Here is a 12,585-nt window from a genome sequence, read left to right as displayed (position 1 = left end):
GGAAAATGTAAAGAAATGAATTTGTCATCAAAACGTTTTCGACAAATTTCTCGCTTTCCTCTATAATGAGTGAAGCTCATTATTTTGACTCGAAGGAGACCGATATGAATTCTAGAACACATGCTCGCAGACAGCGCACAGGTCCGTCTGCGTTTTATAAGATATTTAGTGCCCTCGTGCTGATTGCGATTATTGCTGGATCTAGCATTTACGGTACAGCGTTTTACAAAGCCCACAATATGTTGTCAGGTACCCAAGTCACATTAGAGGATGACCCGACGGTTGAGCCGACTCGTTATGATAAAGAAGATACGGAGACGTTCTTGGTTTTAGGGACAGACCTTTCGCCACAGAAGAAAGCGCGTGGCGAGTTTGGACGATCGGACGTTATGATTGTCGTCATTTTAAACAAGAAAGAAAAGCAGACGACGATGCTCAGTATCCCGCGTGACTCGTATGTCAATATTGACTACACGGGATATAACATTCCTTATGGCAAGACGGGACTTGACCAAGATAAGATCACACACGCTTACTACTTTGGTTCGATGGATGAATCGAATCCAAACAACGGGATGCGGATGGCGACGAACACGATCGAAGATTTAGTCGGTGTTGAAATCGACCATGTCGTCTCGCTCAACTTCCAAGGGTTCGTTGATTTCATTGATGCTGTAGGTGGAGTTGAGATTGATGTTCCGTTCTCATCACAACAAAACAGTTACGATGCGTCACGTGAGACAGTTCAAATCGAACAAGGACTTCAACAGCTTTCTGGTGAAGAGGCACTTGCCTACGTTCGAAATCGATACGATGATCCACGTGGGGACATCGGTCGTGGACAACGCCAGATGGAAGTCATCAATGCCGTGCTCGAACAATCACTCGGCACTTCACTCCTAAACAATTACGATAAGGTCTTGAAAGCCGTCGGCGACAACATGCAGACGACACTTGGCCCGAATGACTATATGCGTTTAATTGAAGATGTTGGCGCGCTTCACAATACGGTGCAATATCAATTGACTGGAGAAGGTGCCCGGGCAGATGACGGACACTTCTACTATTTCTTGAACGAACCGCTTCTTGAAGAAGTACGCTATCGTGTACAACAAGCGGACGCCGGTAATCGTGTCGAGCCGATGTCCGATACAGAACTCGAGTCGTATACGTTAGACCCGAGCGGGGTAACGTACGAAGCTCAATAAAAAAAGTTTGCCCTCGGGCAAACTTTTTTTATATGCGGTCCATGGCGACGGTCAAGGAGTATGAATCTCCGCGAAAGAGTGAACGACTATACTCGAACATGTCACCGTTCTCGAGATAAGTTCGCTGGTCAATCAGCAATACCGGTGCGTTCGGAGAAATAGTGAGGAGCTTGGCTTCTTCTGGACCGGCGCTCCGGGCTTCGAGTGTTTGTGTTGCATTTTTCAGGCGTAAGCCATGCTGTTCGGCATAAGCATAAATCGATCCCGTCGCGTCATCTTGTGTCAGGTCAGGCAATAAATGAACGGGAATATAGGCGGTTTCGAGCGCAAGTGGGTGATCATCGGCGAGTCGTAGCCGTTTCATTTCATAAACCGGTGTTTGATTTGGGATGCTTAGTTGCTGCGCGATGCGATCCGTTGCCGGAATGACCTCGTATGACAAGAGACGGCTGAGCGGTCGCATGCCTCGATGTTTGATTTCCTCGGAAAAACTCGTCAGTCCCGATAACGTCATCGCAATCTTCTGACTCGCGACGAACGTGCCTCTTCCTTTTTGACGGCTCAAGTAACCGGCGTTGACGAGGTTCATGATGGCTTGACGAATCGTCATCCGACTGACGTGAAATTGCTCGGAAAATTCACGCTCTGAAGGCAAGGTGTCTCCTGGTTTTAACAATCCGTCATCAATTTGTTGCTTTAAGTACGCTTCAATTTGATAATAAATAGGTAACGGAGATTGTTTATCGATTTCTAACATATCATTTCGCTCCTGACTGAGAAGATGTATGTTTCATTATAGACGAAATTAAACTAGTTGTCTGAACAGATTATAGAGAGAAGGTGGAGGACAAGATGGAACCATATACAGCAAGTACAGTCGTGACCTCAATAAAGGAAGACGGCAACGGTCATTGGCACACACTCGAGAACAGCCCGTTTTATGCGGAAGGTGGGGGACAACCGGCTGACCGTGGATGGATTGGGACGCATCCTGTACTGGACGTACAAATCAAGGACGGGGAAGTATGGCATCTCTTGTCAGAATCATTACCAGCGGGCACGACGATAGAGGTTCGAATCGATGAGGACGTCAGACGGGATCATTCCATCCAGCATACTGCTCAACATGTGATAACGGCGATTTTGGAAGACCGTCATGGCATTCGGACGCTCAGCTTTGGAATCGGAGAGACCGATTCATCTATTGAGATTGAAACGGCAACGATGGACTGGGTGCACGTTGAGGCACTTGAACAAGAAATGCAACAAGTCATCTTTGAAAACCGTCCGATTCGTGTCTATGAAATCCCAAAAGAAGAAGTAGACCGGGCGCGCTTACGGAAAGAGACGGACCGAACGGGGATGATTCGCATCGTCGAAATCGAAGGTCTAGATTACAATGCATGTGGTGGTACTCATGTGGAGACAACGGGACAACTCGGTACCATCCATGTGACGGCGATGAAGAAAGTGAGGGGGAATCTCCGCTTGACGTATGTGGCGGGAAGTCGAGCGATCAAGGCGACTCAACAAGCGCGAGCAGCGTTGCGGACGATTCACCATACATTCTCGACAACGAATGAATCCGTGGCAGCCCGTGTAATCGAAGAACATACGATTCGTTTGGAACGTGAAAAAGAAATCAAAACGCTCGAAGAACGGATTGCCAAAGCGAAAGTGGAGGCCGTGTTGAAAGAAGATAACTATGTGGCCTTACATGTCGGGAGAACAGAAGCGGAAACGTTGACGACCGCCATCATCGAACGAATCGCAGCAACAGGACGAATTGCCGTTGGCGCTAACTATGGAACGCAGAAATTGTTCGTCATGCATGACGGGACACAGGATATCGCCGTCGGCACATTCTTGAAAGCGGCGCTCCAAGAGATGAAAATCGGGCGTGGCGGTGGAAGCCATAAGCAGGCCCAAGCGCGTTTCACATCCGTAGCGGAACTAGAAAAGGGAATCGAAGAAATCGTGAAACGATTGCAGGAAGGAGTTTTACCATGTTGATCATTCAATCGGGAAACGAAGCAGCGTTGATTGAACAGGCCAAACAAGTGCGGGAGATCGTATTCGTTCAGGAACAAGGAATCGATGCGAGTTTAGAATACGATGATTTAGACGATATGTGTACACATGTGGTCGGGCTCCTTGACTCCGAACCTGTGACGACAGCGCGTCTTCGTCCAGTCGACTCGACTGTCGGAAAAGTGGAGCGAGTGGCGACGATTCAATCGGCCCGGGGCCATGGATATGGGAAAGACATTATGATTGAAGTTGAACGTGTCGCGAAACGTCAAGGGTTGGTTGAACTACGATTGGGTGCACAACTGACGGCGCTTCCGTTTTATGAAAAGCTCGGGTACGAGGCGTTCGGAGATGAGTTTTTGGATGCCAATATCCCGCACCGCATGATGCGAAAAACATGGTAATCTTTTTTTGAAATATCCCATTTTTCTAAAAAAAGGTTGGCAAGAAGATTTCGTTTTGTTATAACTAATACTAACAACTGACAGATAGAGGTTGCGAATGACATGAGTAAGCTTGGTTGAAACGGACGCACTCCGGACCGAGCCGAAAGGGGAAATTCGCCGAAGTCGACGTTCACGTGCGTGTGAATGAAGGCTGGGGTAGTCGTGAATAACGCCTACACTGCCATGGTCAACTACCATGGAGCGCTATCTACGGAACGATTCTTTAATCGTTTTTCAACTGCGCGTACAAGCGGCAGACCGTAGGGAGAGTGCTTCCTACCGGTCTGCCGCTTTTTCTGTTGGTGGACATCTTGAAAGTGGGGAACTTGATGACAACCGTACTGAAATTTGGTGGCAGCTCCGTTGCCACAATCGAACAAATACAAGCCATTTCGGACTATTTACAGACACGTGTGGCGACCGGTGAAAAATTGGTCGTCGTCGTATCGGCGATGGGCAAAACGACAGATTCGCTCTTGTCGCTCGCCAAACAAATCACGGATCGCCCGATGATTCGCGAACTCGACCGGCTACTCGCCGTTGGAGAAGAACAGACCATCAGCCTACTCAGTATCGCCTTGAACTCGCGAGGCGTACCGGCCATCTCATTAACAGGACAGCAAGCCGGGATTGATACGATGGGCATTCATACGAAGAGCAAAATCAAAGCGATTCGGAAAGAAGTGTTACACGAGAAGTTGCGTCAATACGACGTCCTGATTGTCGCCGGATTCCAAGGCGTGAATGAAGCGGGAGACGTCACGACCCTTGGGCGTGGCGGTTCGGACACGACAGCCGTCGCACTGGCGGCCGTCCTCAGTCAGCGTTGTGAAATTTATACGGACGTCGCGGGTGTATATACGACGGACCCACGAATCCATCCGACGGCGAAACGGCTTGATACGGTCTCCTATGACGAGATGATGGAGATGAGTGCACTCGGTTCAAAAGTGATGGAGATGCGAAGCGTGGAGCTCGCAAAGAAATATGACGTCAATATTTTTGTTGGGAAGACGCTTTCGAGCGAAGGAGGAACATGGATCATGGATACGACGCAAGCGATGGAACAGAAAGCAGTCACGAGTGTGAGTGTCGTCAAGAACGTACTCAGTGTCTCAATCAAACATATTCCGCATACGGCGGCGGGAGTCGCAGACATTTTTGAACGATTGTCAGAGCGACACGTCAACATCGATATGATTTCACAGACGGCATTCGACGGCGAAGTGTTTCTCTCGTTCACATGTCCGCTCGATGAAGAGGCGTTTTTAGAAGAGGCGCTCGCGGAGTTGACAGCGACCTTGCCTCAAATCAAAATCGATCGTCATACGGAACATGCAAAAATTTCTGTCGTCGGAATCGGTATGCGAGACGCGACAGGGGTCGCATCAGAGCTCTTTGCGACATTCCGTGAGATGGGGATTCCATTCTATCAAGTCACGACGTCTGAAATCAGTATTTCCTATACGATTCAAGAACAAGACGTAGAAGCGGCAGTCGCAGCCATTGCGGCCCGGTTCCACTTATAAGGGGGGAGCATAATGTATAACGTAGCAGTCGTCGGTGCGACAGGTGCCGTCGGACAAAAAATGATTGACGTCTTAACAGAATATGAATTTCCAATCAGCGAGTTGAGACTCTATGCTTCAGCCCGCTCGGCAGGAAAGACGGTCGAGGTGAATGGGCAATCGATCGTGATTCGTGAATTGACCGATGCGATTTATGCGGACCCAATCGATATCGCACTCTTCTCTGCAGGTGGGAGCATCAGTGAACAATATGCCCCTCGGTTGAGTGAGCAAGGAGTCATTGTCATCGATAATTCAAGTGCATTCCGAATGCAAGAAGGAATTCCACTCATCGTACCGGAAGTGAACCGAGTCGAACTCAGTCCGGAGAGAACGCTCATCGCGAACCCGAACTGTTCCACGATTCAATCGGTCGTGGCGCTCGCGCCTCTAGCGGAAGTATACGGACTGACACGCGTCGCGTACACATCTTATCAAGCGGTATCGGGATCGGGTCAAAAAGGGATCGATGACCTCGAGCGCGGTGCGCGCGGAGAGGAACCGACGAATTATCCGTATCCGATTTATGATAACGTGTTGCCGCACATCGATGTGTTTCAAGAAAATGGCTACACGAAAGAAGAACAGAAGATGATGGATGAGACACGTAAGATTTTAAATGCGCCAAACCTCGGGGTGACGGCCACTTGTGTCCGGGTGCCGGTGCGAAACAGTCATGCGGTCTCAATCACGGTGTCGCTCGAGCGAGATGCGACGGTCGCAGAACTGAAAGCAGTCCTTGCCGATGCACCAGGGGTCGTGTTAATGGACAATCCATCCGAATTGACATATCCGACACCGCTCGATGCGAACGGGACGGATGAGGTGTATGTCGGACGAATTCGCCGAGACGATTCACAACCCAATACGTTCCATCTTTGGTGCGTTGCAGATAACGTCCGAAAAGGGGCGGCAGCGAATGCCGTTCAAATCGCACAATGTATGATTAGTCAAACAGCGACGAAATAAGGAGGAGATGACATGTTCACAGGAGTGGCGACAGCACTAGCTACCCCATTTCAAGAAAATGGGCAGTTGAATCTAGAAGCATGGGCGGCATTAATTGAAGACCAAATCCAAGAAGGTGTGACGGGTCTCATCATCGGTGGGACGACCGGCGAAGGGATGACAATCACTGATGACGAGTTTGAGACATTGCTCGTTCGAGCGGTGGAGGTCGCAAACGGTCGAGCCGTGATCATCGCGGGGACCGGTTCGAACAATACAGCAGTCAGTATCGAGAAAACGAAACGGGCCGCCGAACTTGGTGCGGAGATGGCGATGGTCGTCACACCGTACTATAACAAGTCGACACAGGTCGGGCTGATTGCTCACTTTACTGCGATTGCGGATGCGTCACCGATTCCGCTCATGCTCTACAATGTTCCTTCACGGACGGGTGTCGCCTTGGCACCGGAAACGGTCGGTGAGCTCGCGGAACATCCGCGCATCACGGCCTTGAAAGAAGCGAGTGGGGATATCTCGGTCATGGCGCAGATGATGGCCCATATTCCGGAAGGGTTCACCGTTTACTGTGGAAATGACGATCAAATCTTGCCGTACATGGCTTGGGGCGCACAAGGGGTCGTCTCCGTTTTATCAAACGTCTATCCGGGAGCGACGGTCGCGTTGGCAGACGCCCTATTGGCGGGTGATTTGCAGACAGCACGTACGTGGCAAATTCGTTTACTCCCAGTCATCGATGAACTTTTCGCAGAAGTGAATCCCATTCCGGTGAAGGCAGCGCTTCAAGCGCGAGGATTTGAAGTCGGTGCGCCACGTCTGCCGCTCGTTCCAATGAGCGCGACAGCTGAGGCGAAATTACTATCGGCGATGGAACAATTCAATGAGGTGAGACAATGAATGTTCTCATCCATGGGTTTGGCGCAATGGGACGCATTGTCGAAGAGGTCGCTCATGCGCAAGGTGTAAACGTAACGGCAATCGTCTCACCGGGAAGTGACGAGCACACGGCGACTCTGAATGAGGTGGACGTACCCGTCGATGTCGTGATCGACTTTTCGAACCCGGCGTTACTCCCTGATTTACTCGCGTTCGGACGGGAGCGCAATATTCCGCTCGTCATTGCGACGACGGGCTTCACACCGGAAGAATTGGCCGAGATCGAGACGGCTTCACAAGAGATCCCAATCTTTCAGTCTTATAACACCTCATATGGGATTGCACTGTTGAAACAGTTGCTCGACCAACTTGTCCCGCTCACTCTCGGATATGATATTGAAGTGATTGAGGCACATCATCGGAAGAAAGTGGACGCACCAAGCGGGACGGCAGAATTATTGGCACGTGCCATCGAAGCGAAGCGTGACGTGACACCGATTTACGAACGAACGTCACGTCGGGAAGCGCGTGCTACCGAAGAGTTGGGCATGCATTCCATTCGGGGTGGCACGATCTTCGGTGAGCATACCGTGCTCTTCGCCGGAGATGATGAAATGATTGAATTGAAACATACTGCGTTATCGAAACGCGTCTTTGCAAACGGGGCCCTTGCCGCTGCGGCAACGATCATCGATCGCCCGGCAGGACTTTATAATCTATCGAACTTATACGAGGAGGCTACTCATGTTACTCACAAACGCTTATGAAATCGCACAATATATTAAAGATGCTAAGAAGGAAACACCAGTTAAGCTTTACGTCAACGGTCAATTGGCGGGTCTTGAAATCGAGGAAGCGAAAGCATTCGGAACGGATGAGTCGAAACTGTTTTTGACGACGGCAGAACGCGCTGCGGCATTCTTAGAAGTCAATGCATCGGTCATCACAGATTCTCATCTTGAATATGATCGTCGCAACAGTGCTGTACCGATGCTCGATACGACACAACTCAATGCCCGAATTGAACCAGGCTCGTTCATCCGAGATCACGTTCAAATCGGCAACAACGCGGTCGTCATGATGGGAGCTGTCGTCAACATCGGAGCTGTCATCGGAGATGGTTCGATGGTCGACATGAACGCTGTCATCGGAGCACGCGGAACGCTCGGGAAGAACGTTCACCTTGGCGCAGGTGCCGTGGTCGCAGGGGTTCTTGAGCCACCTTCAAAAGATCCGGTCATCATCGAGGATGGTGTCATGATTGGGGCGAACGCAGTCATCTTAGAGGGCGTTCGCGTCGGTGAAAACGCAGTTGTCGCGGCAGGAAGTGTCGTCACACAAGATGTCCCTCCAGGTGTTGTCGTTGCGGGAACACCTGCACGAATCATCAAACAGAAAGATGAAAAAACTTCTGAAAAAACGCAACTTGTTGATGACTTACGCTCTCTCTAACGTATAATAGACAGAAAATATAAAAAATGAGGAATGGGAGAGTTGCATTATGGAACAGTATGGACAATGGATGTGGAAAGACGGGGCTTGGATTGAGCCGACTGACGCAAACACGAGTATCATGACACACGCGATTCATTACGGAAGCGGGTTCTTTGAAGGGATTCGCGCGTATCACACGGAGGAAGGTCCTGCCATCTTCCGATTACGTGAACACTTGGAGCGACTTGTTCGCTCGTGTGCATACTACCACGTCACGCTACCGTATACGGTAGATGAACTCGAACAAGCCACGATGGAATTGATTGAGCGAAACGGATTTGAAGCATGCTACATCCGTCCGTTCGTCTTCCTTGGAACACCATGGCAAGCACTTATGCCGACTGCTGAGACGAAGGTACATGTTGCCATCTCGTGTTGGCCGCTCGGTGAATATTTCAATAAGACGGTCGGGATTCGAGCGAAAGTGGCCTCGTATCGCCGCGTGTCTTCTACAATGATGCCAATGCAAGCGAAAGCGGCATCGAACTATATGAACTCACAGCTATTAAAAGGAGAGGCGCTCCGTGACGGATTCGACGAAGCGATTGCCCTTGATATGAACGGAAACGTCAGTGAGGCGAGTGTCGCGAACATCTTCCTCGTGAAAGGAAAAACGATTACGACACCGTCCCTTGACTGTTCTGTACTCGATGGCATCACACGTCAAACGGTGATGCAATTGGCTCGCGAGGCCGGTTATGAAATCGTCGAGCGCCATATCGGACGCGATGAGCTCTATGTGGCTGATGAAATCTTCTTAACGGGAACGGCAGCCGAGGTGACGAGCGTCATCGAGGTCGACCATATCTCGATTGGTGGAGGTGTCCAGACGGTTGCGACAGAAATGTTGACACGCTATCGTGAAGCCGTAACAGGACAGCTTCCGGAACACCGCGATTGGATCACGTTCGTGAAATCAGCAGTAACAGAGTAAAGGAGTTTTGCACGATGGGAGTCACAATTGACTTGAATGCGATTCGCGAAAACAAACGCCGGATTGAAGCGCTCGGGCGCCCCGTGTTTGCGGTCGTGAAAAACAATGCCTATAACCTAGGAATGGAGCCAGTTGTGACGACTTTGTATGATGAAGGAGTCCGTCACTTCATGGTGACCACGTTAGAAGAAGCGATTGAAGTGCGAGCGCATGCAGAGTCGGCTCGCGTCCTCGTCATGAATCCGATATACACGTGGGAACACGTGCATACCCATGAATTTGACGTCGCAATCGGCTCGTATGAATGGCTCGTTTCACAGCGTGAGCATCTCGATGGCGTTCGCCTTCATTTGAAATTGGACGTCGGCATGAACCGATTCGGTGCCAAAACGTTTGAAGAAGCGCTACAGATCGTTGCCTTCTGCCAAAATGAAGGATTGAACCTTGTCGGACTATGTACACATTTTCCGCTCGCGGATGCGGACAATGCCGAAGTCGAGCATAGCGTCCAAGTCGAACGCTTTGCCGACTGGTCGACACGTTTGATGGAACGTCATACGTTTGAACTGATCCATGCGGCAAATAGTGCGGCCACGCTTCAAGACGACTCGCGCTTGCACCATTGCACACATGTGCGTGTCGGTATTTTCTTATACGGTTATTCATCGGTGGAGCCGGTTGAGTGGCTCGTACCTGCGTTTTATTGGGAGACAGAAGTGGTTGCCGTCCACGACATCGAAGCGGGGGCTCATGTCGGGTATGGAACGGGATATACCGCGGAATCGAAAGAACGGATTGCTGTCTTACCTGTCGGATATGGGGATGGATTGATGCGGGCGAGACGTCACTTGCCTGTTCACATCGAGGGGAAAGCATACCCGTTCATCAGTAACATCTTTATGAGCCATAGCTTCATCAAAGTCGACGAAGACGTACAAATCGGCGACCGCGTCACATTATATGGAATCGAGACGAAAATCGATGACGTGACACGTGTTGGCTATGCCAACAACTCAGAACAGCTCTGTGCCCGTTCGTGGCGTGTCCCACATCGCTTTGAAGGAGGAATTGTATGTACACCACCAATCAATCAGAATGTTTGATCGAAGGCGTGTCCGTCCGTGAACTTCAAGCGACGTACGGGACACCTTTATACATCATGAGTGAGCCAGAACTAGAGCGTCGCCTTAGAATTGTCCAGAATGCGTTTCTAGATAAGTATCCGAACACGTATGCGTTATACGCGTCAAAAGCATTATCGATTGCGGCCGTTTATGAAAAAGTGATGGCCGCAGGGTTAAGTGTCGATGTCGTCTCAAGGGGTGAGATGTACGTGGCACTGCATGCCGGGGTACCGGCGGAGCGCATTCATGTCCATGGGTCGAACAAGACGATTCTTGACATCACGTATGCTCTCGAACAGGGGATTACACACTTTACCATCGACAATATGCGGGAGATCAGCCTCTTGTCAGGACTTGCGGCTGAATACAATCGCGAAGTCGATGTGCTTCTCCGCATTGTGCCTCAAGTTGTCGGGGGTGCCCATGCGGCGATTCAAACGGGTGGGGTTGATACAAAATTCGGTTTCCCGACGCATGACGACACGTATTTAGACGCGATTCGTGCAACGTTAGAAGCCGAGCACTTACAGTTGAAGGGAATCCATTGTCACGTCGGTTCTCAAATTCAAGATCCGACCCTCTTCATCAACACGGTGAAGACGATGGTGCGCTTCATGGATACGATTCGTCAGGAAACCGGCTATACGACGGACGTCTTGAACATCGGCGGGGGATTCGGCGTCGCTTACTTGGATGAAGACGAATATCTCGATTTTGCCCAGACGATGGAGCAAGTCATGGAGACGTTGGTCGAGGAGGTCGAGGCACGTGAATTGCCACTTCCGAAAATCGGGATTGAGCCGGGACGTTGGCTCGTCGCCAATGCGGGTGCCACGCTTTATGAGGTGGGGACCGTCAAAGAAGTGAGTGGCGTTCGTACATTCGTGTCTGTCGATGGCGGGATGACGGACAATATCCGTCCGGCATTGTATGACGCGGAGTATGAGGTCGTGGCAGCGACTCGGATGAATGAAGAGAAAACGCTCGAGGCAAAAATAGTCGGAGCGTGCTGTGAGTCGGGAGACATCATCTCGAACCGCTCATTGATCCCCCCTGTCACACCAGGTGATTTATTACTTGTCAAAGCAACAGGAGCGTACAATTTCTCCATGGCGAGCAACTATAACCAGATGCTTCGTCCAGCTGTTGTCTTCGTGAAGGACGGGGCACATCGACTTGTCGTTCGTCGCCAAACGTTTGAAGACTTGGTGGCATGTGAGGTCATTGGACAATCAACGTAAGACTGCAGAGCAATCTGTAGTCTTTTTTTGATTTTGAAATGAGAATGTTTTTCAATTATGATAGAGAAGAGAAAAAAAGGGGAAGTGACGGTCATGACAAAGACAGCAGCACAAAAGTTAATTGAAGAAAGACGTACGGTCCGTATGTTCAAAGAAGAACCAATCGATACGAAAGTGCTCTATGAAGTGTTGCAATCGGCACATCATGCACCATTTCACAATAAAGTCGAACCATGGAACGTGTATGTGTTCAATGGGGATGGGAAGCAAGTGTTACTCGATGCGCTCGAACCAGCCTTCTCGGAGGCGTCAGAAGGGCAACGCGAAAAGGTGACGGGACGGATTTTAAATGCGGCAACCTGTATGTATGTGACGGCAAAACATTTTGAAACGGACAAAGGGAATCGTGACGCGTTACTCGCGACGGCGACATTCATTCAAAATGTTCAGCTGCTCTTAAGTGAACGTAAGATCGGAATGGTCTGGCGGACGGGTGGACTGTTTGATGATGCACGGTTGAAGGAAATGATTGGGGCGGAAGGGGAGACGTTTATCGGTCTCCTGCAAATCGGGAAATATGACACAGAAGATATCCCTACACCGAAAGCGCGACAACCGATTGATTCGCATCTCATCATGTTTGAATAATAAAAAGCGAGCGATGGGGAATCCCTTCGCTCGCTTGATCTATATATCG

13 protein-coding genes and 1 riboswitch are annotated in these 12,585 nt (G+C 50.0%); of the genes, 12 read left to right on the top strand and 1 reads right to left on the bottom strand.

Translation table 11 applies throughout. The annotated features are described in order from the left end of the window. Positions 1 to 104: 104 nt before the first annotated feature. The gene (locus tag ACFO4U_RS13330; RefSeq protein ID WP_074037814.1) at positions 105 to 1,208 is read left to right on the top strand and encodes an LCP family protein; all 1,104 of its coding nucleotides are present in this window, start codon (positions 105 to 107) and stop codon (positions 1,206 to 1,208) included. A gap of 28 nt (positions 1,209 to 1,236) precedes the next feature. Here ACFO4U_RS13330 and ACFO4U_RS13325 read toward each other — a convergent pair whose 3' ends face one another. Continuing rightward, positions 1,237 to 1,965, bottom strand: coding sequence for a GntR family transcriptional regulator (locus tag ACFO4U_RS13325; protein WP_159563504.1), 729 nt, complete (start codon positions 1,963 to 1,965; stop codon positions 1,237 to 1,239). Positions 1,966 to 2,060: 95 nt separating this feature from the next. Between ACFO4U_RS13325 and ACFO4U_RS13320 the strand changes: the two genes are divergently transcribed. From ACFO4U_RS13320 to ACFO4U_RS13270, 11 genes are all read left to right on the top strand, one after another. Next, on the top strand, positions 2,061 to 3,221 hold the full coding sequence (locus ACFO4U_RS13320; RefSeq protein WP_074037813.1) for an alanyl-tRNA editing protein: 1,161 nt from the start codon (positions 2,061 to 2,063) through the stop codon (positions 3,219 to 3,221). Further along, a complete protein-coding gene (locus ACFO4U_RS13315; protein ID WP_074037812.1) occupies positions 3,215 to 3,643 on the top strand; it encodes a GNAT family N-acetyltransferase in 429 nt (142 codons plus the stop codon). Before ACFO4U_RS13320 ends, ACFO4U_RS13315 begins: the two co-directional genes overlap by 7 nt. Before the next feature lie 77 nt (positions 3,644 to 3,720). Continuing rightward, positions 3,721 to 3,900: riboswitch (Lysine riboswitch) on the top strand. Positions 3,901 to 4,014: 114 nt separating this feature from the next. Continuing rightward, positions 4,015 to 5,214, top strand: a complete 1,200-nt coding sequence (locus ACFO4U_RS13310) for an aspartate kinase (protein WP_078147890.1) — start codon at positions 4,015 to 4,017, stop codon at positions 5,212 to 5,214. 12 nt (positions 5,215 to 5,226) lie between these two features. Beyond that, positions 5,227 to 6,222, top strand: coding sequence for an aspartate-semialdehyde dehydrogenase (locus tag ACFO4U_RS13305; RefSeq protein WP_159563506.1), 996 nt, complete (start codon positions 5,227 to 5,229; stop codon positions 6,220 to 6,222). Between the two features lie 12 nt (positions 6,223 to 6,234). Then, entirely contained in the window at positions 6,235 to 7,116 is an 882-nt protein-coding gene (gene dapA, locus ACFO4U_RS13300; protein WP_215244326.1) for a 4-hydroxy-tetrahydrodipicolinate synthase, read from the top strand. Further along, entirely contained in the window at positions 7,113 to 7,862 is a 750-nt protein-coding gene (gene dapB / locus ACFO4U_RS13295) for a 4-hydroxy-tetrahydrodipicolinate reductase (protein ID WP_078146280.1), read from the top strand. The genes dapA and dapB overlap by 4 nt, the downstream gene beginning before the upstream one ends. Further along, positions 7,840 to 8,547 (top strand): 2,3,4,5-tetrahydropyridine-2,6-dicarboxylate N-acetyltransferase, encoded by a 708-nt coding sequence (gene dapD / locus ACFO4U_RS13290; RefSeq protein WP_215244327.1) that lies wholly within the window; start codon positions 7,840 to 7,842, stop codon positions 8,545 to 8,547. The genes dapB and dapD overlap by 23 nt, the downstream gene beginning before the upstream one ends. Before the next feature lie 49 nt (positions 8,548 to 8,596). Next, positions 8,597 to 9,523, top strand: coding sequence for a branched-chain amino acid transaminase (locus tag ACFO4U_RS13285; protein WP_074037806.1), 927 nt, complete (start codon positions 8,597 to 8,599; stop codon positions 9,521 to 9,523). Positions 9,524 to 9,537: 14 nt separating this feature from the next. Then, the gene (alr, locus tag ACFO4U_RS13280; protein WP_074037805.1) at positions 9,538 to 10,626 is read left to right on the top strand and encodes an alanine racemase; all 1,089 of its coding nucleotides are present in this window, start codon (positions 9,538 to 9,540) and stop codon (positions 10,624 to 10,626) included. After that, a complete protein-coding gene (gene lysA, locus ACFO4U_RS13275; RefSeq protein ID WP_214691456.1) occupies positions 10,596 to 11,888 on the top strand; it encodes a diaminopimelate decarboxylase in 1,293 nt (430 codons plus the stop codon). The genes alr and lysA overlap by 31 nt, the downstream gene beginning before the upstream one ends. A gap of 93 nt (positions 11,889 to 11,981) precedes the next feature. Then, positions 11,982 to 12,536 carry a nitroreductase family protein gene (locus tag ACFO4U_RS13270; RefSeq protein WP_251131870.1) on the top strand — a complete coding sequence of 185 codons (555 nt, stop codon included), beginning with the start codon at positions 11,982 to 11,984 and terminating at the stop codon, positions 12,534 to 12,536. Positions 12,537 to 12,585: the final 49 nt, after the last annotated feature.

It is taken from the genome of Exiguobacterium profundum (assembly GCF_042652865.1).
Lineage (GTDB): Bacteria > Bacillota > Bacilli > Exiguobacteriales > Exiguobacteriaceae > Exiguobacterium > Exiguobacterium profundum.
The sequence above is the reverse complement of the archived record's forward strand: the minus strand, read 5'-3'. Positions and strand labels throughout refer to the sequence as shown.